The 24,299-nt window shown below is 72.3% G+C and carries 20 protein-coding genes; 7 read left to right on the forward strand and 13 right to left on the reverse strand.

From position 1 onward, the window contains the following. Positions 1-57: 57 nt before the first annotated feature. Positions 58-777, forward strand: coding sequence for a hypothetical protein (locus E4N62_RS04010; RefSeq protein WP_230211942.1), 720 nt, complete (start codon positions 58-60; stop codon positions 775-777). Between the two features lie 291 nt (positions 778-1,068). On the opposite strand, the gene E4N62_RS04015 is transcribed toward E4N62_RS04010, so the two are convergent. The 4 genes from E4N62_RS04015 to E4N62_RS04030 all read right to left on the reverse strand — a co-directional run bounded on the left by E4N62_RS04015 (position 1,069) and on the right by E4N62_RS04030 (position 5,770). Further along, on the reverse strand, positions 1,069-3,444 hold the full coding sequence (locus E4N62_RS04015; RefSeq protein WP_230211943.1) for a hypothetical protein: 2,376 nt from the start codon (positions 3,442-3,444) through the stop codon (positions 1,069-1,071). A gap of 319 nt (positions 3,445-3,763) precedes the next feature. After that, a complete protein-coding gene (locus tag E4N62_RS04020) occupies positions 3,764-4,072 on the reverse strand; it encodes a hypothetical protein (protein ID WP_230211944.1) in 309 nt (102 codons plus the stop codon). After that, positions 4,051-5,103 carry a hypothetical protein gene (locus E4N62_RS04025; protein ID WP_230211945.1) on the reverse strand — a complete coding sequence of 351 codons (1,053 nt, stop codon included), beginning with the start codon at positions 5,101-5,103 and terminating at the stop codon, positions 4,051-4,053. The genes E4N62_RS04020 and E4N62_RS04025 overlap by 22 nt, the downstream gene beginning before the upstream one ends. Positions 5,104-5,332: 229 nt before the next feature. Then, positions 5,333-5,770, reverse strand: a complete 438-nt coding sequence (locus E4N62_RS04030; protein ID WP_230211946.1) for a MarR family winged helix-turn-helix transcriptional regulator — start codon at positions 5,768-5,770, stop codon at positions 5,333-5,335. A gap of 128 nt (positions 5,771-5,898) precedes the next feature. On the opposite strand from E4N62_RS04030, the gene E4N62_RS04035 reads away from it, so the two are divergent. Continuing rightward, positions 5,899-6,921, forward strand: a complete 1,023-nt coding sequence (locus E4N62_RS04035) for an NADP-dependent oxidoreductase (protein WP_230211947.1) — start codon at positions 5,899-5,901, stop codon at positions 6,919-6,921. A gap of 111 nt (positions 6,922-7,032) precedes the next feature. On the opposite strand, the gene E4N62_RS04040 is transcribed toward E4N62_RS04035, so the two are convergent. Both E4N62_RS04040 and E4N62_RS04045 read right to left on the reverse strand, forming a co-directional pair. After that, the gene (locus E4N62_RS04040; RefSeq protein WP_230211948.1) at positions 7,033-8,247 is read right to left on the reverse strand and encodes a serine hydrolase domain-containing protein; all 1,215 of its coding nucleotides are present in this window, start codon (positions 8,245-8,247) and stop codon (positions 7,033-7,035) included. Positions 8,248-8,273: 26 nt separating this feature from the next. Beyond that, positions 8,274-10,829: a M14 family zinc carboxypeptidase gene (locus E4N62_RS04045; protein WP_230211949.1), complete on the reverse strand. Its 2,556-nt coding sequence runs from the start codon at positions 10,827-10,829 to the stop codon at positions 8,274-8,276. A 261-nt stretch (positions 10,830-11,090) separates the two neighbouring features. Here E4N62_RS04045 and E4N62_RS04050 point away from each other — a divergent pair, with 261 nt between their 5' ends. The 3 genes from E4N62_RS04050 (at position 11,091) to E4N62_RS04060 (ending at position 13,924) form a co-directional block, all read left to right on the forward strand. Continuing rightward, positions 11,091-11,669, forward strand: coding sequence for a TetR/AcrR family transcriptional regulator (locus E4N62_RS04050; protein WP_230211950.1), 579 nt, complete (start codon positions 11,091-11,093; stop codon positions 11,667-11,669). A gap of 106 nt (positions 11,670-11,775) precedes the next feature. Then, a complete protein-coding gene (locus E4N62_RS04055) occupies positions 11,776-12,933 on the forward strand; it encodes a GDSL-type esterase/lipase family protein (RefSeq protein ID WP_308184850.1) in 1,158 nt (385 codons plus the stop codon). 160 nt (positions 12,934-13,093) lie between these two features. After that, positions 13,094-13,924, forward strand: a complete 831-nt coding sequence (locus tag E4N62_RS04060; protein WP_230211952.1) for an EI24 domain-containing protein — start codon at positions 13,094-13,096, stop codon at positions 13,922-13,924. Positions 13,925-13,939: 15 nt separating this feature from the next. Here E4N62_RS04060 and E4N62_RS04065 read toward each other — a convergent pair whose 3' ends face one another. Together E4N62_RS04065 and E4N62_RS04070 are read right to left on the reverse strand one after the other, a co-directional pair. Next, positions 13,940-15,259 carry a pyroglutamyl peptidase gene (locus E4N62_RS04065; RefSeq protein ID WP_230211953.1) on the reverse strand — a complete coding sequence of 440 codons (1,320 nt, stop codon included), beginning with the start codon at positions 15,257-15,259 and terminating at the stop codon, positions 13,940-13,942. A 110-nt stretch (positions 15,260-15,369) separates the two neighbouring features. After that, positions 15,370-15,975 (reverse strand): TetR/AcrR family transcriptional regulator, encoded by a 606-nt coding sequence (locus E4N62_RS04070; protein WP_230211954.1) that lies wholly within the window; start codon positions 15,973-15,975, stop codon positions 15,370-15,372. A gap of 116 nt (positions 15,976-16,091) precedes the next feature. Between E4N62_RS04070 and E4N62_RS04075 the strand changes: the two genes are divergently transcribed. Further along, positions 16,092-18,566, forward strand: coding sequence for a glycoside hydrolase family 3 protein (locus tag E4N62_RS04075; RefSeq protein WP_230211955.1), 2,475 nt, complete (start codon positions 16,092-16,094; stop codon positions 18,564-18,566). A 95-nt stretch (positions 18,567-18,661) separates the two neighbouring features. Here the strand turns inward: E4N62_RS04075 and E4N62_RS04080 are convergent, their stop codons facing one another. Both E4N62_RS04080 and E4N62_RS04085 read right to left on the reverse strand, forming a co-directional pair. After that, a complete protein-coding gene (locus E4N62_RS04080; RefSeq protein ID WP_230211956.1) occupies positions 18,662-19,651 on the reverse strand; it encodes an aldose epimerase family protein in 990 nt (329 codons plus the stop codon). Positions 19,652-19,666: 15 nt separating this feature from the next. Further along, on the reverse strand, positions 19,667-20,566 hold the full coding sequence (locus E4N62_RS04085; RefSeq protein ID WP_230211957.1) for an SGNH/GDSL hydrolase family protein: 900 nt from the start codon (positions 20,564-20,566) through the stop codon (positions 19,667-19,669). 289 nt (positions 20,567-20,855) lie between these two features. Here E4N62_RS04085 and E4N62_RS04090 point away from each other — a divergent pair, with 289 nt between their 5' ends. Beyond that, the gene (locus E4N62_RS04090; RefSeq protein ID WP_152168417.1) at positions 20,856-21,350 is read left to right on the forward strand and encodes a DUF3145 domain-containing protein; all 495 of its coding nucleotides are present in this window, start codon (positions 20,856-20,858) and stop codon (positions 21,348-21,350) included. A gap of 190 nt (positions 21,351-21,540) precedes the next feature. Here E4N62_RS04090 and fabF read toward each other — a convergent pair whose 3' ends face one another. The 3 genes from fabF to E4N62_RS04105 form a co-directional block, all read right to left on the reverse strand. Beyond that, positions 21,541-22,812: a beta-ketoacyl-ACP synthase II gene (gene fabF / locus E4N62_RS04095; protein WP_184894639.1), complete on the reverse strand. Its 1,272-nt coding sequence runs from the start codon at positions 22,810-22,812 to the stop codon at positions 21,541-21,543. Between the two features lie 103 nt (positions 22,813-22,915). Beyond that, positions 22,916-23,164 (reverse strand): acyl carrier protein, encoded by a 249-nt coding sequence (locus tag E4N62_RS04100; RefSeq protein WP_152775753.1) that lies wholly within the window; start codon positions 23,162-23,164, stop codon positions 22,916-22,918. Positions 23,165-23,264: 100 nt separating this feature from the next. Beyond that, complete coding sequence (locus tag E4N62_RS04105) at positions 23,265-24,296, reverse strand: ketoacyl-ACP synthase III (RefSeq protein WP_230211958.1); 1,032 nt, start codon at positions 24,294-24,296, stop codon at positions 23,265-23,267. Between the last annotated feature and the right edge of the window lie 3 nt (positions 24,297-24,299).

A 24,299-nucleotide genomic window follows, 5' to 3' on the forward strand; every position in this document is an offset into this window, starting at 1 on the left:
AACCTTCACAAGAGACTCTAGGAACGCCCCCCGTGCGGAATCTAGTCTTCCCGCGTCATGGACTACTGCCACCCGTGCCGACGGCACCTCAACGGCGCCCTCGCCTGCCCGGGCTGCGGCACCCCCGTCGAAGAGCTACCCGCGTCCGCGGACGACGCCGACGCACACGCCGAGGAAGCCGAGGAGACCTCCCCGGCGCCCGAGGGCGAGCCCGGCCCCCGCGCCTCGCGCCGCCGGGCCGGCCGGGAGCGCGCGCCGGGGACCCGCTCCAACCGCCGCGACCGCAAGGCCGCCGCCCACCGGCGCCGCCGTAAGCGCGTCCTGCTGATCGGCTCCGGGCTGCTGCTGGCCGTCGGGGCGCTGAGCCTGGCGGAGCTGGGTATCGAGGCCCCCGGCTCCGGTAAGGCGACCCGCGCGGCCGACGACGCGTCCGCGGGCGGTTCCTCGGCTTCTCCCGACGGCGGATCGGCCGAGCGGGACGACACGGCCGACGGCTCCACGGAGGACGCCTCCCCGTCCGCATCGCCCTCCGAGTCGGCCTCCCCGTCCGCCTCCGAGTCGGAGAAGGACGACAAGGACAAGGACGAGGCCGAGCAGGAGAAGGAACGCGACAGCCAGTCCGCGACCGGGGGCTCCCGCCCCGCGCCCCCACCGGCCCGGCCGCCACGGCAGCCCGGACCCGACGACGGAACCCACCGCCGACCCCACCCCCGACGACCCGACCCCGAGCCGTCGCCGTCGGAGACATGCGAGAAGTTCCTGTGGTGGTGCGCCTGACGTCGAGCGCGCCCGCACGACCGGGAACGACCGGCCGGTGACCGACTGATGGGCGACGGGCTGATGGCGGCCGACCGACGGCGGCCGACTGACCGGTGACCGACTGATGGGCGACGGGCGACGCGACTGGCCGACGGCGACCGACCGACGGTGACCGGCTGGCGGCGGCCGACTGACCGTGACCGACTGATGGGCGATCGGCTGGCGGCGGCCGGCCGGCCGACGGCGACCGGCTGACGGGCGACGGTCCCTGACGCATCGCCAGGGACCGTCGGTCGAAGCCGCGCGGAGTCACCGGTCGGCGTGGCCCTCCGCGATCTGCTGCCGCTCCCACTGCACCTTCCGCACCACGTCGGGCTTCACCCGGCGCTCCTCCAGGGTGTGGGCGAGCCCGTCCAGCAGCTGGGTCGCCGAGTCCCGCCGGCCCAGTTCGTCCAGACCGGCCGCGTAACGCGTCAGGTCGTTCGTCAGACGGATGTGACCGAAGGTGTCCGCCGCAGCCCCGAGGTCGCCGTAGGCGTGCTCGCCCAGTTGTCCGCCCGCCTCGGCGTCGGTCCCGGCGGCCTCGACGCTCACCGTGCCGTTGCGGGCCGTGAGGACCTTGCCGGGGACGGCCGTCGCGGTGGCGAGACACGCGGCCGAGTGCCTGGCCACCGCCGTGTCGGGGATCCGCTCGGTCACCTCGCGCAGCACGTCGTTCGCGTCGTCCAGGACCCTGCTGCCGCCCAGCGCGAGGACGCGTCCGACGGTGTCGGTGAACACGTCGTCCGCGAGGCGTTCCTGGTCGCGGCTGGCCGGGCGCTCCACCCGGACGGTGATCGGGTCCGCCAGGATCTGGCCGCCGCCCGGGTCGGCGGCGGCCGAGGCCCCGTCGCGGGCGGACCGCAGCGCCGCGTACACCCGGTAGGCACCGGGCTCGGAGATCTGCCAGCCGCCGAGACCCGAGGAGAGAACGACCTCCTCGTACAGCGATTCGTTCGGCTGCAGCAGGACGGGCTCGGGGCGCAGGCAGTAGCGCAGGTACGGCTGGACGACCCGGGCCTCCGTCGTGCCGTCCCGCTGGACGAGGATGCTGAGTTCGTCACTGCGCAGCGTCGCCCGGTTCACCATCGTGGGGACGCCGGAGGTGTTGGTCAGCTTCAGCTCCCCGATCACCGGCTCCAGCATGCCGAACCGGTAGGCCTGTTGCCGGTCGGTGCCGCGGTTGAACCGCAGGGTGAGCTGCAACGGCCCCGCACCGGCGGTGCGTCGCGCCTGCTCGAAGCCGTGGTGGTCGAACCAGGGGATGTTGCCCTGCTGCACGAACCGCTCGGGGGCGTGCCGCAGGAAGCGGAGTTCGTCCTCGGAGAAGAAGTACCGGAAGCCCGCGAAGAACGCCTGCGGTCCGCCGGGGAAATCGTGCGGGTAGTTCATGAAGCTGAAGGCGCGGGGCTCGTCGCGCAGCGGGATCCAGGGCGTCTCCAGCGACTTCTGCCACGAGTGCGCGAGGTTGAAGCAGTGACCGATCTCGTGCACCGCCGTCCAGTAGGCCATCCGACGCGCGAACGCCTCGGGGTCGGGGTCGTTCGGCGGGCGCTCGGAGATGAACGACTTCGAGAACACCGCGCAGCCCTGCCGCTGGGCGGAGCCGATGTCGTCGAACATGATGCCGCCCAGGCCGGGACCCTTGTCGTGCCGACCGGCGAAGAGCGTCCACACCTGCCACTGGGCGACCCCCTGCCCCGTGGGGCCGGGCTGCCAGGCGGACCAGTGCCGCTGCATGGCGTCGTGCATCTCGATGTCGGACCACGAGCCGTTCACCGACTCGGAGAGCGGAATCTCGTTGCTGCCGCGGGTCCGCGTGACATGGATGCCCTGCCGGCTGAACGCGTCCTCCACGGTGAGGGTGGTGTTCGGGAGGTCGGGCGGCCGTACGGGGTGGTCGTGCAACGCGTACTCGACGGTCTGTTCGGCGTCGGAGACCCGGTCGTACTCGATCTCCACCTCACGGAAGTGCGGCGTGACCTGCGCGTAGCGCACCACCTCGTCCGGGGCGTCCGGCCGTACGAAGGTCACGAGCGCGCCCATGGGCTGCAGGGGCGGAGTGCCCGTGAGCTGGACGCGGATCGCGGTGCCGGGCCGCAGGGCCGTGTTGCCGTCGCGGTACTTGATCGGTCCCGCGTACGTGCCGTTCGGCTCCTTGCGGACCTTGGCGAGCCAGGTGAGTCGGCCGCTGGTGAGCCGCCAGACCGTGCCGGAGACCGTCATGGTGGGGGCGGGGCCGTCCACGTCCACGCGCAGTTCCTCGAAGGAGATCACGGCGCTCTCGGGTGCCGCGATCTCGGCCTGTGCGGGGGCCTGACCGGACACGAGCGCGTGCGCGGAGACCGGTTCGCCGTCGCCCGACGACACGGCCGACATCGGGGGAAAGCCCACCGTCGCCGTCGGCACCGGTGCCCCCTCGACGGGGCGAACGGCCTCGGCGGCCTGTGCGAGGCCCTCGGGCGGCACGGGGAGATCGAGGCGCAGGTACACGCCGCTGCGCTCCGTCGCCGCGATGGCTCCGGCCTCCGCGGCCGCCTCGCGCGCGGCCTGCTTCTCGCCGCCCAGACGGCGGGAGATCGTGCCCATCACCGCGGTGACGAGCTGGTCGAACTCACTGCGCGGGCTGGATTCCTGAGTGGTCATGCTGCCTCCCGCTTCCGCCCGTGCGGGCACGCGCGGATGAAGGTGAACGGTGAACGGCCGGGAGCCCGGACCGTTCCGGACCGGGGAAACGTGGCCTGGGCGACGTCGGCCCATGAGCCGGAGCCGTCGGAAGCGGCTGCGGGGGGCGTCATGCGGGGAAACGCGACGTCGGACGGCGCGCGGAATATGGTGATTCACCCGACAGGCGGATTTGCCCGACAGGCGGGTTTGTTCCCACTGGCCAGTCAAAGCCCGGCGGGGGAGAGCCGCAACCGCACCGCGGGGACCGGACGGTCACGAGCCCTTCGCGGCGAGGGCCTCACGCGTATCCGCGAAGACCGCTGCCGGTGACGGCGTGGAGACCTCCGTCGGCGGCACGATCGATCCGCACCCATCGGGTGACACCCGCGTCGACACGGATGTCCAGCCGCTCAATGCCGTCGACCCGCACACCGATCGCGTGGTCTCCCTCCGACAGGGGGACCGGAACCGAGCGGGCGAGGCCGATCTGCAGCCGGGTGCGGACCTCCGGATCGTCCAGGACGACGTCCCCGTCCACCACGACCACGACGTGCTGGCCGGTGAAGCCCTCCTCCAGCGCGATGGTCAGCTCACCCGGCTCACGCACGGCTCTGCCCTCCCTCGGGGGCTCGTCGCTCGGGCGGGTCGGTCGGCCGCCGCCCCACGTCCGACAGCGTCTCGCGCGCGTGCGTCGACGAAACGGGTCACCAGATGCTGGGCCGCGCCGAAGATGACGGCCCACGCGACGATCTGCGGGCTGGAGTCCAGGTCGCTCAGACCGGGCACGAACGCGCCCCTGATGAGCAGCACCCCGATGAACGCGGTCAGCGCCCCGGTGGGGAACTTCAACAGGGCCGCCGCGAGCGGCAGCATGTACGGCGAACTCGTCCCCTGGATGCGGCGCAGGGACGCGATGACCGTGAGCGCCGCGCCGGCGAGCCCCGCGGCCTCCACGACGAGGACGTCGACCTCCTCGGCGTAGTCGCTCGGCTGCTTGCCCCGCACCTTGCCCACTTCCCCGGAAGGGCACGCGGCGAACTTCCTGCCCTCCGGGAGAAAGCACATGTTCAGGGAGTCGGGGCAGTACCAGCCCCAGACCGCGAGCCCGCCCGCGCCGAGGAGGACGAAGAAGGTCGCGATCCGCAGGATGATGCTGAGGCTGCGCACCCTGCTGAACTCGCCGTCCAGCGCCTCGTAGGAGGCGCTCAGGGCGGAGACGAGGAGTTCACGGTCGCCCGGCAGTCGTTCCCCCGCCTCCACGCGTCCGACGGCCTCGGCCGCCTTCACCCGCAGCGGGTCGTTCGGGCGGAGGTGCTGCTCGACGTGGCTCAGCACATCGGCACTGCGGCCGATCAACTCCTGCTCCGCACACAGGTTGAGCAGCGTCACGTCGGTCGCGCGCACATTGGCCCAGGTCCTCTCCAGGGCCGCGGCTCCGGTGAAGAGACGGCGCCGCGCGGAGACGGCGTGGCGCGCTTCGTCGAGTTGCCGTGCGATCCCGTCCAGTGTCTTCTCCCGCTGACACTGCTCGGTCGGGTCCTGGACGACTCGGCACCTCTCCCGGGCCGCCTGCTGTTCGAGGGAGAGGATGTGGGCGACGGCCCGCTCACGCCAGGCCGTTCTGTGCCCCCGGAACATCTCCTCGCAGGAGCGGGGGAGTTGATGAGAGGGCGTTTCCCGGTCCGGTGCGGGTCCGCGCCTGAGTACGTGTGAAGCGATCCACAGCAGAACGACTGCGGCGACGCCGTCGCGGGGCCGTTTCGTGCCGTCCGCACCGTCAGCACCGTGCAGGGCTTTCCCGTTGGCCATCCCGACCTCCAGCAAAGACTCCCCTGCTCAGCGTAGGACGGACGCCCGACCGCTGCACCTACGCCCCGAGCATCCGCCGCAACAGCTCCCGCAGCGTCTCCCGCTCGGTCGCGCTCAGACCCGCCAGCGGCTCGCGGGCGAAGTCCAGGGAGTTCCGGAGGCTGCCGGCCACCCGGCGGCCCTCGGCGGTGGCGGCCGCCAGTTTCACCCGGCGGTCATGGGGGTCGGGGCGACGCTCCACCAGGCCCCGCGTCTCCAGGCGGTCCACGATGCCGGTCACGTTCGACGGCTCGCAGCGCAGTTTCTGGGCGAGGCGACGCATGGGCAGCGGCTCCAGGGAAAGGAGGCCGAGGAGACGGGCCTGGGCGCCGGTGAGGCTGTGTTCGGCGGCGGCGTCCTCGTACTCCTCGTGGTAGCGGGCCACCACCGCGCCGATGAGTTCGACGACCTCCATGGTCAACGGGTCGATGCGGGGGGTCGTCCTCTGCGTGGGCATGGCTCCGAGGGTACCCCTTTACTTGACAACATGAAATATTCAGGAGCATGGTTGTTTCAGATACTGAAGTAACCGCACGGTATGTACGCACCACGGCATGCCCCTCGCAGCGCAGAAAGGCCGACCCCATGTCCGACATCCCCGCCCTCCCCGCCACCAGCCGTGAATGGCACCTGCTGAGCCGCCCCGTCGGCTGGCCGAAGGACGAGGACTTCGCCCTGGTCGAGGCGGAGATCCGGCAGCCCGGCGCGGGTGAGGTCCTCGTACGGAACACGTACCTCTCCGTGGACCCGTACATGCGTGGCCGCATGAGCGACGCGAAGTCCTACGTCGCCCCGTTCGAGCTGGGCAAGGTCATGCAGGGCGGTGCGGTCGGAGAGGTCGTCGCCTCGGCGGCCGACGGCATCGCGGTGGGCGACCACGTGCTGCACTTCGGCGGCTGGCGCGAGTACGCCACCTTCGACGCCAAGCAGGCCGTGAAGGTCGACCCGGACGCCGCGCCGCTGTCCACCTACCTCGGCGTCCTCGGGATGACCGGCCTGACCGCCTACGCGGGTCTGCTGCGGGTCGGCGCCTTCAAGGAGGGTGACGCGGTCTTCGTCTCCGGCGCCGCCGGCGCTGTCGGCAGCCAGGTCGGCCAGATCGCCCGGCTCAAGGGTGCCTCGCGGGTCATCGGCTCCGCCGGTTCCGACGACAAGGTCAAGCTGCTGGTGGAGGAGTACGGCTTCGACGCGGCCTTCAACTACAAGAACGGCCCGGTGTGGGAGCAGCTCAAGGAGGCGGCCCCCGACGGCATCGACGTCTACTTCGACAACGTCGGCGGCGAGCACCTGGAGGCCGCGATCGGCGCGCTCAACCTGCGCGGGCGCGCCGTGATCTGCGGCATGATCTCCCAGTACAACGCGACGGAGCCGACCCCTGGCCCGCGCAACATGGTCAAGATCCTGCAGAACCGCCTCCGCGTCGAGGGCGTCCTCGTCGGCGACCACTACGACCTCCAGTCGCAGTTCGTCCAGGAGGTCGGCCCCTGGGTCGCCTCGGGCGAGCTCAAGTACCGCGAGACGGTCGTCGAGGGCATCGAGAACAACCTGGAGGCCTTCCTCGGCGTCCTGCGCGGCGACAACACGGGCAAGATGATCGTCAAGCTCTGAGCCCCGCCCCGTGACGGTCGCCCGTCCACGGTCGTTGTACAGCGCGGAGTCCGCACCTCTGGACGTGGGGTGCGGACTCCGTCGTGTGCGGCCCCGCCGGTTCGGCGGGGATCAGAACGCCAGGGCCGCCGTGTGCACCGCCCGTACCAGTCCCGCGTTCTCCGGCGCCGCCCCGCCGGGGAAGGCCATGCGGCGGCGGGTGTAGCCGTAGGCGAGGCCGCTGCGGGGGTCGGCGAAGGCCTGGGAGCCGCCGGCCCCGCTGTGGCCGAAGGTGCCCGCGCCGAGGAACGGGTGGACCAGCTCGGCGGTGGCCTGGAAGCCGAGCCCGAACGCCTTCGGGGCGCGGGCGACGAGGTCGTGGCCGAAGGAGTGGACCTGGCCGATCTCGGCGACCGTGTCGGGCTTCAGCAGCGGCGGGCGGCCGTCCACCGAGCTGATGGCCGCCGCGTACATCCCGGCGAGCCCGCGAGCCGAGCCGACACCGCCCGCCGACGACTGCCCGCTCGCCCGCACGATCCGCGCGTTGGGGAAGTCCGTCAGCTCACCCGGCTCCGGCACCTGGTTGTTGAACGCGATCGACGCCAGTGTGTGCGGGCCCTGCGGCACGGCGTCCAGCTCGGCCTGCTGCGCGGGCGTCGGCGTCATCGGCAGGACGGTCCGGAAGCGGGGCTCGAGCTCGGCCGGCAGCCCCAGGAAGAGATCGAGCCCGTAGGGGGCACGGACCCGCTCCTCGTACACCTCCTGGAGCGTACGGCCCGTCGCCCGCCGTACGACCTCGCCGGTGAGCGCCCCGATGACCAGCGCGTGGTAGCCGAAGGCGGCTCCGGGGCGCCAGTACGGGCGCTGCCCGGCGAGGCGCTCGGCGATCACACGGTCGTCCGCCAGCTCCTCCAGGGTGAACCCGGCATCGGTGCCGACGAGCCCCGCCCGGTGCGAGATCAGCTCCCGCAGGGTCACCGCCCCCTTGCCCTCGGCCGCGAACTCCGGCCAGTAGTGGGCGACTTCGCGGTCCAGCTCCAGCACCCCGTCCTGGACGAGGAGCGCGACGACCAGATGGGCGGCGCCCTTGGTGGAGGAGAACACGCCGTGCAGCGTGTCGCCGCCCGTCGCCGCCTCCGCCGCGGGACCCGCCCACAGGTCGACGACCCGCCGCCCGTGCACGTACGCGGTCAACTGGCCCTCGTAATCGCCCCGTTCACCGGCCACGAACGCGGCGAACGCCTCGCGCACCGCCTCGAAGCCGTCGGCGACCGTGCCGTGCACTTCGGCCGCGCCGTGGACCGCTGCCGTGCCGTGGACGGCGGCCGTCCGGGTTCCCTCGGTCATGCACGCTCCCGTTTCCTTGACGCCCGCTACTTGCTCACCGTCAGCAACGCCCGGCCCACCTGCGGGAATTCCCCCTTCGGGTGGGCGCGGAACAGTGGTTCGGTACCGAACAGGACCGCGTGCGGCCCACTGACCACGGACGCCCGGCCCGCCGCTGCCGCCGGGCCGCCGGATCCGTCCTCCGACGGCCGCCAGTGCCCGGACACCAGCGGGTTCCCGCCGCCGTACGACTGCTCGACCCGCACCCCGTCGCCCAGCCCGGTGAACCACACGGGCGCGTAGACGAAGCTGTGGTCCGGCGCCCCGCCGGTCACCGCGCCGCCCGTGTTCACCACGCGCACCACGCCGTTGGCGTCCCCGTTGCCCTGGACCGCCGTGGCCTTCAGCCGCCCGGTGGCCGTGGCGAGCGCCGCGCCGGCCGCGCCCCGGCCGACCAGCCCGTGCGTGGAGAGGAAGCCGGTGAGGGCCGTACGGGCGGACTCGTTCAGAGCGCCGTACGACAGCCCCGACGACACGAACAGCACGTCGGCCCGGGACCAGTCGAAGCCCGCGTTGAGGACGGCCGTCGACACCGGGACCACGTCGAAGTCCATCTCGCGCAGCGCGAACAACTCGCCCGCCGTGACGGCGGCGGCCACCCGGACCGGACGCAGGGGCGTGCCCTTCGACGCGCCCTTGGCCGCCGCGAAGACCACGTCGTGGGACCGGGCGAGCGCCTGGGCCTTCCGCCGCGCCGAGGACGGCACGAGCGCGCTGCCGTCGGCCGCCCGGCGTACCGGGACACCGTCCCGCAGAAGCGAGTTGAGGGCGGCGATCTCCTGCGGGGAGTCGAGCCGGAGGCGCAGGTCGCCGCGCGGCGCGACCTGGCCCACGTGGGCGGCGGACGTCACGGGCCGGTCCGGCACGGCGGACGGACGACCGCTGTGCGCCGCCACCACGGTGGCGCCCCACAGCCGGCCCAGGCTCCAGCCGGAGATGTCGTACATCGCCGAGACCTTGCCGCTGATGTCGGTGCCGTCGGCGAGCAGCACATTGGCCATGCCGCGCTTGGGCTGACGCAGGTCGACGACGTACGACCCCTTCGCGTACGACCGGCCGTCGAGCCGGAAGGCGCGGGTCGCACGGGTCACCCGGACGTCGTTGGCGAGCAGGTGGTCGACGAGTCGCGCGGCGGCCGTGGCGGAGCGCTGCCCGCCGCCCGCGGGGACGACATAGGCGCGCGGGAAGTCGGTCGTGTAGACGTCCTCGGGGCCGATGCCGGGCACGCCGGGGACGGTCTCCGCCGAGACCGGGACCTGGGCGGCGCCCGCCGCACCGCGCCGGAACACCTCGATCTGGTCGGCGATCAGCGAAGTCCGTCGCTCCCGTACGAAGTCGAGGGTCGCGCGCAGCGCCGCGCCCGCCACGTCGACGTTGATCGCGGACCGGCGGCGGAGTTCCTCGACCGGCAGCGACTCGTAGGCCGCGTTGTTCACCTGGAGCGGGATCTCCACGGTGTGCGCGGCGACCGCGCCGTGGAAGGCCGCGTACTGCGGGGTGAAGATCGGCGGCCAGTCGTCCCACCCCTCCTCCGAGTCGCGGAACGGGATCTGGGCCGGGTCGACGCCGTCCTCGGCGGGCGTGTAGCCGAGGCCGTTGACGGCGGACTCCATGCGGAGCGCGTTCGCGTAGGCGTTCTTCAGGAAAAGGTCGTACTCGTAGTTCTCGCCGTGCGGGGGAGTGGTCGGCTCGATGAGCGTGCCGTTGACGTACCCGTGCACGTCGAGCATGACGACGGGCTGCTTGTCGATCTGGATCCGCCGCATCGCCCGCACCTCGGGCTGCGAGGCGGTGACGAAGTCCCGGTTCATGTCGAAGCCGACCGCGTTGGCGCGGGTGCCCGCGATCCGGCCGTCCGGGTTGGCGGTGAGGTTGAAGTACAGCCGGGAGTGGGCGAGCAGGTCCTTGGTCCCGGCGTCGGTCGCGGTCGCCAGCCGCTCGATGAGCTTCAGGGACGCGTCGGTGCCCTCCCACTCGTTGCCGTGGATGTTGTTGTTGAAGAAGACGGGCGCCTTGTACGTCTTCCTGATCTCCGGGCTTCTTGCGGCCGACCGGGGCGCGGACTCGATGAGTTCACGCATCCGCGCCTGGTCGCGGGCCTGCCGCGCGGTCTCGGGGGCGGTCACGGTGACGAGGTAGAGCCGGTGGCCGCCGGCCGACCGGCCCGCGATCTCCACGCTCACCCGGTCGCCGAGCCGCTGGAGGGCGTTCAGCTTCGGGGCGATGGCGTGGTACGGGGTGAGCCCCAGCTTGAGGGACTTGTCGGCGGGGTTCTCCGGGTCGGGGGAGAGGACCTGCTCACGGGGGTAACCGCGGCTGGAACCGGCCGTGTCGGCGAGGTCGGCGACCGGCTGGGTCAGGGCCCGCCGGGTCGCGCTCGCCGGGGCCTGGGCGGCGCCCGGCGACAGGGCCGAGCCCCCGCGGACCGGCGGCTTGGGGTCGGCGCCCGCGGGGTGTGGGGCGACGAGCAGGGATCCTGCGGTGACGGTGACGGCGGCGACGCTGAACAGTGCGGATCTCGGGCCGGGTCTCGGCGGACGCACGCAACCTCCTGGAGTGGGGTTCCTTCTGGAGCGGTTCCTACGACGTGCCGGTGCGGGTGACGACGAACGGCCGGCCACGGGCCGGTCGACCACAGGTGGTCTACATGTTCGACTCCCGGGCAACAAGAGGGCACAGACGACACGGGAACCCGGGAAACCCCGCGGAACCTTGGAAGCATCGATTCTTGCCTAAAAGCTTTAGGCAACTGCATAATCGTCACCGCCGAACGGATCGGAAGTACGGAAGGGCGGGGTCGGGGCATGGCACGCGCGGGGCTCAGCCCGGAACGTCTCGCCCTGGCGGGCGCCGAGTTGGCCGACGAGATCGGCTTCGACGAGGTGACCGTCTCGGAGTTGGCCCGCCGCTTCGACGTGAAGGTCGCGAGCCTGTACTCGCACGTACGCAACTCCCAGGACCTCAAGACCCGGATCGCGCTCCTCGCCCTGGAGGAGATGGCCGACCGGGGCGCCACGCAACTCGCCGGCCGGGCCGGGAAGGACGCGCTGGCGGCCCTGGGCGACGTGTACCGCGACTACGCCCGCGCGCACCCCGGCCGGTACGCGGCGGCACAACTCCGACTGGACCCCGAGGCGGCCGCGGCGAGCGCCGGCGGCCGGCACGCACAGATGACCAGGGCGATCCTGCGCGGCTACGACCTCACCGAGCCGGACCAGACCCACGCCGTCCGGCTCCTCGGCAGCGTCTTCCACGGCTACGTCAGCCTGGAGGCGGCCGGCGGCTTCAGCCACAGCGCCCCCGACTCGCAGAAGAGCTGGGAACGCGTCCTGGACGCCCTCGACGCCCTGCTGCGCAACTGGCCGCCACCGCCGCCCGGTTGACCTCCGGGAGCCTGCCGCGGCCGGCCGGTCGACCTGGGGCGCCCGCCGCCCACCACCGCCGAACCCACCCTCCCCCGCCGATCGTCAGGTTGCGCCATGACCTCCCCTGGATCACCACCCCGTCACCGACGACCTCCTGCGCGGCGCCCTGGAGCTGGAACGCACCGAACACGGCGTCCTGCCGCACCGGTTGCCCGCCCGGGCCCGCGCCCAGTGCGCCGATCCGCAGCTGGCCATGGTCGAGTCCCAGCCCTCCGGCGTACGCCTGGTCTTCCGCACCCGTGCCACCGCGGTCGAACTCGACGCCCTGCGCACCAAGCGGACCTATGTGGGCGCCCCACCCCGCCCGGACGGCCTGTACGACCTGGTCGTCGACGGCCGCCCGACCGCCCGGGGGAGTGTGCCGGACGGCAACACCCTGACCATCGACATGACCACCGGTGCGGCGGAACACCGGCCGGGCCGGCCCGGCACGGTGGCCTTCTCCGACCTCCCCGACGGCCTCAAGACGATCGAGATCTGGCTCCCGCACAACGAGACCACCGAACTCGTCGCCCTGCGCACCGACGCCCCCGTCGAACCCGCCCCCGACCCGGACCGCCGGGTCTGGCTGCACCACGGCAGCTCCATCAGCCACGGCTCCGACGCCGTGAGCCCCATCGGCATCTGGCCCGCCCACGCCGCCCGGCTGGCCGGAGTCGAACTCATCAACCTGGGCCTCGGCGGCAGCGCCCTCCTCGACCCCTTCGTCGCCCGCGCCATCCGGGACACCCCGGCCGACCTCATCAGCGTCAAGATCGGCATCAACCTCGTCAACCACGACGTGATGCGGCTGCGCGCCTTCACCCCGGCCGTGCACGGCTTCCTCGACACGATCCGCGACGGCCACCCCACCACCCCGCTCCTCGTCGTCTCCCCGATCCTCTGCCCCATCCACGAGGACACCCCCGGCCCCAGCGCCCCCGACCTCACCGGCCTCGCCGAGGGCCGCCTCCGCTTCCGCCCCATGGGCGACCCGGGAGACATCACCCCCGGCAGGCTCACCCTCCGCGTCATCCGCGACGAACTCGCGGCGATCGTGGCCCACCGCACCCCGGAGGACCCCCACCTCCACTACCTCGACGGACTCACCCTCTACGGCGAGCAGGACGCCACCACGCTCCCCCTCCCGGACGACCTGCACCCGGACGCGGAGACCCACCACCTGATCGGAGAACGCTTCGCGGAGCTGGCCTTCACGGCAAAGGGTGCATTCGCGCCCTGACGGGCCGCAGGCCCTCATAGGGGCGCGGGGCTCTGTCGATATGCGGCTCCGCCGCGTGAGCGCGAGCAACCACACACAACCCGCAGTCGCCGGCGCACCCCACCCCCCCCGAGCTCTCCTGCTCTCCTGCGCAAACGAACCGAACGATAAAGTTCGCCCCATGCGCGATCTAGGGGTGGGTTTCCAGTACCTCGTCCAGGGCCAACGCTGGGTGGCCAGGCACGGGAAGCAGTACGGCGTCGGCCTGATCCCGGGCCTCATCACCCTGGTCCTCTACATAGCCGCCCTGGTGGCCCTCGCCGTCTGGGGCCCCGACTTCGTCACCTGGGCCACGCCCTTCGCGGACGACTGGTCCAGCCCCTGGCCGGGGCTCTTCCGCGGCTTTCTCACGGCCGTCCTGTTCGCCCTGGCCCTGGCTCTCGCGGTCATCACCTTCACCGCCGTGACCCTCCTCATCGGCCAGCCCTTCTACGAGAACCTCTCGGAGAAGGTCGACCGGGACGTCTCACCGGACGGCACCGCCCCGGAGTCCGACCTGCCGCTCTGGCACGAGCTGTGGATCTCGGCCCGGGACAGCCTCCGGGTCCTCCTGCGGGCGCTGGTCTGGGCGATCCTGCTCTTCGCCCTCGGCTTCGTCCCGTTCATCGGCCAGACGGTGGTCCCGGTGATCGGCTTCTTCGTCACCGGCTTCTTCCTCACCGAGGAGCTGACCGCCGTCGCCCTCCAGCGCCGCGGCGTCGAACTCCGCGACCGCCTCACGCTGCTGCGCTCCCGCAAGACCCTCATCTGGGGCTTCGGCACCCCGCTGGGCCTCGCCTTCGTGGTGCCGTTCGTCGCCGTGTTCCTGATGCCGGGCGCGGTCGCGGGCGCCACCCTCATGGCCCGTGACCTGCTGGGCGAGGAGACGACCGGCGAGGACGAGCGCAACCGCGTCCCCACCGCCCACCACCCCGCCCCGCCGGCGTTCCGCAAGCCCGAGGTCGGCGCGTGAACGGACGCCTCGCCGTCACATGACGGCGCCCGCCGTCCCGGAGGTCCCGGTGGCCGTCGCGTCCACGGCGACCGTCACGATCGCCCGCACCTGGGCGATGATGTCCAACCGGTTCCGTACGAAGTCGGGATCGGTCACCGCCCCGGTCGCCGGGTCGGTGTTGCCGGTCCCGAACTGCAGGACGGGCGTGTGCACATGCCCGCCCGGCAGCGAGGAGCCGAGCCCCAGCCGGTCGCGCAGGAGCGTCGCCCGGTAGGCGATCTCGTTGGAGAGGTAGTCGCCGCCGCCCCCGGCCCGCGCGGTCGAGCCCGGCGTCGGCCCGTTCGGGCGGACGACCGCCGCCGTGCCGCCGGCCGGTATCTCGGTCACGCTCGTGTTGTCGTAGACGGGGAAGCGCCCGGTCTGCGCGGCGACGATGTCCGCGTACGGCAGGGTCGTGGAGGTCCACTGGGGCTGGGTGGCGGGGTCGGTCACCGGGATGGTCCCGGTCACGCCGATGTTGTCGTTGTCACCGAAGCCGCCGCGCCACGCCCCGTTGGTCCGCTCGATGTCGAAACGGCCCACCCGGCCCTGGCTGACGGTCGCGAAGAGATCCACGCGGGGCAACCGGTCCCGCAGCGCGCGCTCGACCGTGCTGTCCGCGAAGTCCCGCCAGCGGACGGGGAAGACGGCCGTCTCGACGCGGGCGAGCCCTTCGGCGGTCCGGATCACCGTCCCGTCGAGGGCGAGCGCCGTCGCCCCGGACGGGTTGGAGATGCGGACGTCCCGGTCCAGCGTGAAGGGATCGAATCCGGTGACGAGAACCCGCTTCACCCCCTTGCCGCCGTGCGGAAAGCGCAGGGAGTCCTGTCCGCGCGAAGTTCTCTCCAACGTGTCCAGCAGCCGCGCCCTGCGACTGTCACTCAGCCCGAACGACGGCTCCCAGCCGCGTAGTTCCCGTGTCACGCCGAGCCGCGCCCAGTACAGCGGCCGGTCGTCGTCCCGGCTCAGATCACCGCCCGCCGGACCCCGCCCCTGGGCCCGGTCCACGGCCCGGGTCCACAGCCGTTCGCCCTGCCGTGCGACGATCCGCTCGGCCTGCGCGTACGACCGCGCCCCGTCCAGGGCCCGCGCGAACTCCGGTGCCACGGTGTCGAATCCGGACCGCCGCAGGATCTCCTGGGGCACGGCCCGGTCGAGCCGCAGTTCCTCGACGGTGGGGGACGCGGCAGCGGAGACCGCTGCCGGCGTCGAGGGCGAGGCGGAGGCGGAGGTGGGGGCGCTCAGCCCGGCGAGCAGGGCCGCCAGCACTGTCGTCGCTCCGCGTGCCCGCCGGTAAGTCAGTAGGGAGGTCAAGGGAGTTCGGGTCCTTCCGTCGCTGTTCGGTGCCGTGGGGGTGTCGCTCCGGACGGCGGAAGTATCGCGTGACGGAAGGGGCGCACGCCACGCCCGGCGGGCCGGGCACCTCAATCGGCTCGGTCGGCGTCCTCGCCCAGCAGCGCCAGGAAGTCCCGGAACGCCCCCGGCATGTCCACCGTGCCCGGGTCCAGCAGCCACTGGTACTGCAGGCCGTCCATCACGGCCACCAGCAGCGGCGCCGCCCGCTCCGGGGTGAGCCCGCTCGGGAGGCGGTCGCCGTACTCGGCGCGCAGCACCTCGGCCATGGAGCCCCGCACCCGCCCGTACCGCTCGGTGAAGAACTCGCGCGCGGGATGCCCCTCGGTGACGCTCTCGCCGAGCAGCGCGGAGAAGGTCTGCACGATCCCGGGCCGCATGGCGTTGTACTCGACCAGGGAGCCCAGCAGATCGAGGCGCAGCGGGCTGTCGGGCACGGCGTCCCACCGGTCCCGCTCCCGCAGGACGGCGACGAGCAGCGCCTCCTTGGTGGGGAAGTAGTGCAGCAGCCCCTGCTGGGTGAGCCCGACGCGCTCGGCGACCGCGGCCATGCTCGCGCCCCGGTAACCGCGCTCGGCGATCACCTCCAGCGTCGCCAGCACGATCTCCGCGCGCCGCTCCTCACCCCTGACGCTCCGGGTTCCCCTGGTGCCGCTCATGCCGTCACCGTACGGCATCCGAGCCCGCCGGACCGTTGCGAATATAACGTCAAGATAACGAAACCTACCGATCTACAGGTGATGTGTGCACGATGGCGGAGACGGAGAACGTGACTCGAAGAGGAGGCACCACGATGGCGGCAACCCCGGGCGCCCGCCCCACCCCGGCCGACGAGGCCCGCGAAGCGGCCGTGGAGAAGGCCCTCGCCAAGCTGGACCTGGACGCCAAGGCGAAACTCCTCTCCGGCCAGGACATGTGGACGCTGCCCGCGCTCCCCGAGATCGGCCTGCCCTCGCTGGTCATGTCCGACGGCCCCGTCGGCGTCCGGGGAGTGCGCTGGACCGCCGAGGACCCGTCCGTCGCGCTGCCCTCCCCGACCGCCCTGGCCGCCACCTGGGACCCCGAACTCGCCCGCCGCGCCGGGGTGTTGCTGGCCCAGGAGGCCCGCCGCAAGGGCGTCCACGTCCTGCTCGCCCCCACGGTCAACCTGCACCGCTCACCGCTGGGCGGCCGCCACTTCGAGGCGTACAGCGAGGACCCGTACCTCACCGGCGAGATCGGCTCGGGGTATGTGACGGGCGTGCAGTCCGGCGGAGTCGGCACCACGGTCAAGCACTTCGTCGCCAACGACGCCGAGACCGACCGCTTCACGGTGGACAACCTGGTCTCCGAACGCGCCCTGCGCGAGCTGTACCTGGCCCCGTTCGAGGCGATCGTGGCGAACGCCCACCCCTGGGGCATCATGACCGCCTACAACCAGGTCAACGGCACCACCATGACCGAGCACCGCCACCTCGTGAACGAGGTCCTGCGCGGCGAGTGGGGCTTCGACGGCTTCAACGTCTCCGACTGGACGGCCGCACGCTCGACGACCGACGCCCTCACCGGCGGCCTCGACGTCGCCATGCCCGGCCCGAGGACCGTCTACGGCGAGCCCCTGGCCGCCGCCGTCCGCGCCGGCGAGGTCACGGAGGCCGCACTCGACGAGGCGGTCCGCCGCGTCCTGCGCCTGGCCGCCCGCGTCGGCATCCTGGAAGGCGCCGACCCGGTCATCACCGAACTCCCCGCCCCCGTCGACGGCGAGGCCCTCACCCGCGAGATCGCCCGCCGCTCCTTCGTCCTCGTCCGCAACGACGCACCGGCCGGCCGACCGGACGCTCAGGCGGTCCTCCCCCTCGCGCCCGGCTCGACGGTCGCCCTCAGCGGCGCCGCGGCCCGCGACGCCCGCGTCCTCGGCGGCGGCTCGGCCACCGTCTTCCCCTCCCGCGTCGTCTCCCCGCTCGACGGTCTCACCGCCGCCCTCCCCGAGGGTGCGCTGACGTACTCCGTGGGCGCGGACCCCAACGAGGAACTGGCCGTCGCCGACAAGGGGTTCACCCTCCAGGCCGTCTGCCGTGACGCCTCCGGCACGGTCATCGGCACCCGCTCCGCGCCCAACGGCCACATCCAGTGGATGGGTTCGGACCTCCCGGACGGCGTCACCCACACCACCCTGCACACCGTCGAGGTCACCGGTACCTTCACCCCGCGCGAGACCGGCACGCACACCTTCGGCATCAAGGGCCTCGGCGCCTACACCCTCACCGTCGACGGCACCGCCCACTTCGACGGCGTCCGGACCACCGACACCGACGACCCCTTCGTGTCGTTCTTCGGCGCCCCCGTCCCCCTGGCCCAGGTAGACCTGACCGAGGGCACCCCGGTGCCGGTCTCCCTCACCCATGTCGTGGAGCTCGCCCCCGACGCCCCCCTCACGATGCTCACCTTCTCGCTCTGCCACCAGGACCCCCAGCGCGACCCCGACGACCTGATCGCCGAGGCCGCCCGGGCCGCCCGCGCCGCCGACACGGCCGTCGTCGTGGTCGCCACCACCGAGCGCGTCGAGTCCGAGGGCTTCGACCGCAAGGACCTCCGCCTGCCCGGCCGCCAGGACGACCTGGTCCGCGCGGTGGCCGCCGCCAACCCCGCCACGGTCGTGGTCGTCAACGCGGGCTCCCCGGTGCAGCTCCCGTGGCGCGACGAGGTGGCCGCCGTCCTCCTCACCTGGTTCCCCGGCCAGGAGGGCGGCGCCGCCCTCGCCGACGTCCTCACCGGCACCCACGAGCCCGGCGGCCGCCTCCCCACCACCTGGGGCGACCTGTCCGAGGCCCCCGTCACCCGGGTCACCCCCACGTCCGGCGAACTCACCTACGACGAGGGCGTCTTCATCGGCTACCGGGCCTGGGACAGGGAGAACAGGACCCCCACGTACCCCTTCGGCCACGGCCTCGGCTACACCGACTGGACGTACGAGTCCCTCGACGTCAGCGGCACGACGGCCACGGTGAGGGTACGCAACTCGGGCACCCGCGAGGGCCGGGAGACCATCCAGCTCTACCTGGCCCCCACGACCCCGGACGAGAACCGCCCGACCCGCTGGCTGGCGGGCTTCGCGACGGTGGAGGCGCCCCCGGGCGAGACGGCGGAAGCCGTCATCGAACTCCCGCGCCGAGCCTTCGAGATCTGGGACGAGACGACCAACTCATGGACGCACATGAGGGGCTCGTACGAGCTGGCGGCAGGCCGCTCCCTGGCTGACCGCCGCGTTACGGCCCCGATGGAGGGGTAGGGCAACCCCGTTGCTTCTGGGGGCGCGGGGCTGTGTCGATGTGCGGCTCCGCCGCGTGGGCGCGACCGGCCCCCACTCACCCGCGCCCGACCCACCTACGAACGCACCCCGAACCCGTAAACCGTCTCCGACCGATAGACGCCGCCCGGCCGCAACTCCGTACTCGGGAACCGCGGCCGGTTCGGCGAGTCGGGAAAGTGCTGGGTCTCCAGCGCGATCCCGTCCCCGGGCCCGAACGGCCCCTCCAGATGATCCGCCGTGTAGAGCTGCATCCCCGGCTCGGTCGTCGCCACGCCCAACACCCGCCCCGACCCCGGCTCCCACAGCTCGGCGACGGGCTCGGCGCCCTCCGTGACCCCCTTGTCGAGCACGAAGTTGTGGTCGTACCCGCTCCCCACCTTCCGCGCCACCCGGAAGTCGAACCGGGTCCCCTCGACGTCCGCCGGCTCGCCGGCCGGAATCAGGTCCGCGTCGACCGGCGTCACCCGCGACGCGTCGATCCGCAGCTCGTGCCCCCCGGCAGGCTCCGACGTCGCCCCGGCCAGGTTCCAGTACGAGTGATTGGTCAGGTTCACCACGGTCGGCGCGTCCGTGACCGCCTCGTACGCGATCCGCAGCGCGCGCCCGTCCTCCGCCAGCGTGTACGTGGCGGAGACCTCCAGCCGCCCGGGGAACCCCTCCTCACCGTCCGGGCTCACCCGCGACAGCCGCACCCCGGCCCCGTCCGCGACGGCCTCCGCCTCCCACACCCGCTTGTCGAAGCCGAGCGGACCGCCGTGCAAGGAGTTCGGCGGATTGTTGCGCACCAGCTCGTACGTCCGCCCGTCGAGGGTGAACCGCCCGTCGGCGATCCGGTTGGCGTACCGGCCGATGAGCGCCCCGAAGAACGGCCCCTGATGGCGCAGGTACCCGTCGAGGCCGGCGAACCCCAGCACCACGTCGGCGGTCCGCCCGTCCCGGTCGGGAATCTCCACGGACTGCACGATCCCGCCGTACGTCAGGACGCGCACCCGCGTCCCGCCCCGCTCCAGCGTCCACCGATGCACGGCCGTGCCGTCGGGAAGTGTGCCGAAAGGTTCGCTCATGAGCGAAACCCTAGGTCACGACTCCTTGGCGCTGACGATGCGGTACGCGATCTCCGCCAGCCGCGCCTGCCCGTCCACGCTCGGATGGAACCAGTCCCACTGGCTGAGCTGGGCCCGCCCGAAGCGGTAGTCGAAGACGGCGTCCCCGTCGTACCGGCAGTGGCGGTCCTTCGCGCAGACCTCGCGCAGCACGTCGTTGTACGCCTCCACCCGGTCCTGGACGGCGTCGCGCCGCTGCCCGGCCGCCGTGGTGAGGGCGTCCGGGTCGGCCAGCATCGACGGGCAGATGCCCAGCTTCCACACCTGCTTGCCGACCTGGCTGGTACGGCCCTCGGACCACAGCCGCTTCAGATCCGGCACGCTCGCCACGAACACCTGGGCCCTGGGCAGGGCGTCCCGCAGCGTCGCCATCGAGTCCTCGAAGTCCGCGCGGAAGTCGGCCACCGGCGTCATGGCGTCGACGCTCGCGCGGCACGCGTCGTTCGCGCCGACCATCACCGTGACCAGCTCGGGCTCCCGGGTCACCGCCCGGGCCATCTGGTTCGGCAGGTCGGCCATCCGGGCCCCGGTGACCGCGTAGTTCCAGCTCCGCTCCAGCGCGCCGGAGCGCCCCAGCAGCCGTACGGCGAGACTGTCGACGGAGACGTCGGTGCCGGTCGCCCAGGACACCTCGGGGCAGTCGGAGAGGACCTTGCACGCGTCGAAGCCCCGGGTGATGGAATCCCCGACGGCGACCAGCGACTCGGGGGTGCCGTCCCAGGCGGGTGTGGGCGTGGGCGACGCGGCGGCACGCGGGCCCGTCCCCTCGGGGCCGGGGGAGTCGCCACCAGTGGCGTCGCACCCGGTCACGGCCAGCAGGACCGCGACCGAGACCGCGCCCCACACCGTCCTCGATCGGTGGCGTCGCTTCCGCATGCCCTGGTCCCCTCGTCGGTCCTACACGTGCAAGTTCCCACCCATCACAACGCACGGGAGTTCCCGACACGGGAGACCGACGAGAACGCCGCGGTGAAAGGTGCGGCGAAAGGTGCAACTGTTCCGTACCGCACACGCGTCCCCCCGGGTGAAACAGCGCCGCGTCCTGGCGTCGGCTCCGACGGTACGTCACACTCCTTGCCCCGCCGCACGGTAGCCTCGCCACGTGGCCGCCCTGCCACTGCCGTTCCGTCAGAACGACAAGATGCCCTGCTCTGTGGAGGCCCCGGTGACGACACGTGGAGTTCTGTACGTGCACTCCGCGCCGCGTGCGCTGTGCCCGCACGTCGAGTGGGCCGTCGCCGGTGTCCTCGGGACCCGCGTGAACCTCGACTGGATCCGCCAGCCGGCCGCCCCGGGCACCTGGCGCTCGGAGTTCTCCTGGCAGGGCCAGGCAGGCACCGCCTCCAAGCTGGCGTCCGCACTGCGCGGCTGGCACCTGCTGCGCTTCGAGGTCACCGCCGAGCCCTGCGCCACCGCCGAGGGCGAGCGCTACAGCTGCACCCCCGACCTCGGCATCTTCCACGCCGTCACCGGCATCCACGGCGACATCCTCATCCCCGAGGACCGCCTGCGCGCGGCGCTGCTCCGCAGCCAACGAGGCGAGACCGACCTGGAGGCCGACCTCTCCAAGCTCCTGGGCAAGCCCTGGGACGACGAGTTGGAGCCGTTCAGATACGCAGGCGAGGGTGCCCCGGTCCGCTGGCTCCACCAGGTGGTGTAACCCTTCCCAGCGCCGGGGGCCCGCGGGTCTTTTGCTTTTAGGGGCGCGGGGCTGTTGTCGATATGCGGCTCCGCCGCGCGGGCGCGAGAAGCCCCACCAACCCGCACCCGGCCGACAACGCACGCCACAACGGCGAGTGGCCCGCCCCCCAACCCGGGGTGCGGGCCACTCGCCGTTCACGGCGGAAGAATCAAACCGTCCGGAACGCCAGCACCACGTTGTGCCCACCGAACCCGAACGAGTCGTTGAGGGCGGCGATACGGCCCTCGACCGGCAGCTTGCGAGCCTCACCCCGCACGATGTCGGCGTTGGCCTCCGCCTCGGGGTCCAGGTCGTTCACATTGATCGTCGGCGGCGCCACCCGGTGGTACAGCGCGAGCACCGTCGCCACCGTCTCGACACCACCGGCGCCGCCCAGCAGATGCCCGGTCATCGACTTCGTCGCCGACACCGCGAAGTGGTCGGTGTCGTCGCCGAACACCTTCCGCAGCGCCTTCAGTTCCGCGATGTCACCGGCCGGCGTCGACGTCCCGTGCGCGTTGACGTGCACGATCTCCGCCGGGTCCAGGTCGGTGCTGTCCAGCAGGTTCTGCAGGGCGTGGGCGATGCCCCGCCCCTCCGGCTCCGGCTGCACGATGTCGTGGCCGTCGGCGGAGATGCCCTGGCCCACGGCCTCGGCGTAGACCCGGGCACCCCGCGCCGCCGCGTGTTCCGCCGACTCCAGGACGACGACACCGGCGCCCTCGCCGAGGACGAAGCCGTCACGGCCGGTGTCGTACGGACGGGACGCGCCCTGCGGGTCCTCGTTGTTCTTGGACATCGCCATCATGTTGCCGAACGCGGCGATCGGCAGCGGGTGGATGGCGGCCTCGGTACCACCGGCGATCACGACGTCGGCGCGGCCGGTGCGGATCATCTCGATGGCGTAGCCGATGGCCTCGGCGCCCGACGCGCAGGCGGAGACCGGGGTGTGCACACCGGCGCGCGCGCCGACGTACAGACCGACGTTGGCCGACGGGCCGTTGGGCATCAGCATCGGCACGGTGTGCGGGGAGACGCGGCGTACGCCCTTCTCCTTCAGCACGTCGTACTGGTCCAGCAGGGTCGTCACACCACCGATGCCGGAGGCGATGACCGCGCCGACACGGTCCGCGTCGACGGTGCCGTCGTCGGCCGAGGTCTCCGAGTAACCGGCGTCGGCCCACGCCTCCTTGGCCGCGATCAGCGCGAACTGCGCCGAGCGGTCCAGTCGGCGGGCCTGCGGCCGGGGGATGACCTCGGTCGGCTCCACGGCGATCTGCGCGGCGATGCGGACCGCCTGGTCGGCGGCCCACTCCTGCTCCAGGGGACCGACACCGGACTTGCCGGCGACCAGCCCCTCCCAGGTGGAAGTCGCGTCGCCACCCAGCGGTGTGGTTGCGCCGATACCGGTGACGACCACGGTGCGATTGGTCGAGCTCACGGGAATGTTCTCCAACGGTTACGAGGATTCAGCGGCGCCACCGCCGGGTGGCGGGGCAAACGGACTGCTCCGCGGAGGATCGGGCCGGACCCGATCCGCCGGATCAGCCCTGGTGCTTGAGGATGTACTCGGTCGCGTCGCCGACCGTCTTGAGGTTCTTGACGTCGTCGTCCGGGATCTTGACGTCGAAGCGCTCTTCGGCGGCGACGACGACCTCGACCATGGACAGCGAGTCGACGTCCAGGTCGTCGGTGAAGGACTTGTCCAGCTGGACGTCCTCGACCGGGATGCCGGCGATCTCGTTCACGATGTCGGCGAGACCGGCGACGATCTCTTCCTGGGTGGCGGCCATGTCAGGCGCTCCTTCGTTGATTCCAGAGGGTTGGCGGCCCGCCGCGTCAGCGGCAGGTTGTGCTGTTCCCGCGCCGGACCACAAGATCCGGCTCGGGTGCCTAGGGGAGGGTAACGACCGTCGCGGCGTACACGAGACCCGCCCCGAAGCCGATGACGAGCGCGGTGTCGCCGCTCTTCGCCTCGCCGGTCGCCAGGAGCCGCTCCATCGCGAGCGGGATCGAGGCGGCCGAGGTGTTGCCGGTGGTACGCACGTCACGCGCGACCGTGACGTGCTCCGGCAGCTTGAGTGTCTTCACCATCGAGTCGATGATCCGCTCGTTGGCCTGGTGCGGAATGAAGACGTCCAGGTCGTCCGAGGAAAGTCCGGCGGCGTCCAGCGCCTCCTTGGCGACCTTCGCCATCTCGAACACGGCCCAGCGGAACACCGCCTGGCCCTCCTGCGTGATCGCGGGGAACTTGACGTTGCCCTCGCTGTCGAGCGGGAGCTTCTCGAGGTCACCGATCCGGTACTCGTTCCACGGGACCGTCTGCTTGATCGTTCCGGCCTTGTCGCCCTCGGAACCCCACACCGTCGGGCCGATGTGCGGCTCCTGGGAGGGACCGACGACGACCGCGCCGGCGCCGTCACCGAAGAGGAAGGCCGTGGCCCGGTCCTCCAGGTCGGTCAGGTCGGACAGCCGCTCGACCCCGATGACGAGGACGTACTCGGCCGAACCCTCGACGATCATGCCCTTGGCGAGGGTGAGGCCGTAGCCGAAGCCCGCGCAGCCGGCCGAGATGTCGAAGGCGGCGGCCTTGGCCGTGCCCAGCTTGTCGGCGATCTCGGTGGCGACGGCCGGGGTCTGGCTGAAGTGCGAGACGGTCGAGACGACGACCGCGCCGATCTGCTCGGCGGAGATCCCGGCGTCGGCGATCGCCTTGCCGGACGCCTCGACCGACATGGCGGCGACGGTCTCCTCGTCGTTCGCCCAGTGCCGGGTCTCGATGCCGGAGCGGGAGCGGATCCACTCGTCGGACGAGTCGATCTTCTCCAGGATCACGTCGTTGGGCACCACCCGGACCGGGCGGTAGCCACCCACGCCGAGGATGCGCGCGTACGGAGCGCCCTTGCCAGGCCTGATCTTCGACATAGC

It is taken from the genome of Streptomyces sp. MNU76, from assembly GCF_020982545.1.
Taxonomy (GTDB): Bacteria; Actinomycetota; Actinomycetes; order Streptomycetales; family Streptomycetaceae; genus Streptomyces.

Coding starts and splice junctions, on each gene's coding strand:
- E4N62_RS04085 (WP_230211957.1), bottom strand. CDS start 20,566: ATGCGGAAGCGACGCCACCGATCGAGGACGGTGTGGGGCGCGGTCTCG.
- E4N62_RS04050 (WP_230211950.1), top strand. CDS start 11,091: ATGGCACGCGCGGGGCTCAGCCCGGAACGTCTCGCCCTGGCGGGCGCC.
- E4N62_RS04010 (WP_230211942.1), top strand. CDS start 58: ATGGACTACTGCCACCCGTGCCGACGGCACCTCAACGGCGCCCTCGCC.
- E4N62_RS04080 (WP_230211956.1), bottom strand. CDS start 19,651: ATGAGCGAACCTTTCGGCACACTTCCCGACGGCACGGCCGTGCATCGG.
- E4N62_RS04025 (WP_230211945.1), bottom strand. CDS start 5,103: ATGTTCCGGGGGCACAGAACGGCCTGGCGTGAGCGGGCCGTCGCCCAC.
- E4N62_RS04060 (WP_230211952.1), top strand. CDS start 13,094: ATGCGCGATCTAGGGGTGGGTTTCCAGTACCTCGTCCAGGGCCAACGC.
- E4N62_RS04035 (WP_230211947.1), top strand. CDS start 5,899: ATGTCCGACATCCCCGCCCTCCCCGCCACCAGCCGTGAATGGCACCTG.
- E4N62_RS04100 (WP_152775753.1), bottom strand. CDS start 23,164: ATGGCCGCCACCCAGGAAGAGATCGTCGCCGGTCTCGCCGACATCGTG.
- E4N62_RS04075 (WP_230211955.1), top strand. CDS start 16,092: ATGGCGGCAACCCCGGGCGCCCGCCCCACCCCGGCCGACGAGGCCCGC.
- E4N62_RS04015 (WP_230211943.1), bottom strand. CDS start 3,444: ATGACCACTCAGGAATCCAGCCCGCGCAGTGAGTTCGACCAGCTCGTC.
- E4N62_RS04040 (WP_230211948.1), bottom strand. CDS start 8,247: ATGACCGAGGGAACCCGGACGGCCGCCGTCCACGGCACGGCAGCGGTC.
- E4N62_RS04105 (WP_230211958.1), bottom strand. CDS start 24,296: ATGTCGAAGATCAGGCCTGGCAAGGGCGCTCCGTACGCGCGCATCCTC.
- E4N62_RS04070 (WP_230211954.1), bottom strand. CDS start 15,975: ATGCCGTACGGTGACGGCATGAGCGGCACCAGGGGAACCCGGAGCGTC.
- E4N62_RS04030 (WP_230211946.1), bottom strand. CDS start 5,770: ATGCCCACGCAGAGGACGACCCCCCGCATCGACCCGTTGACCATGGAG.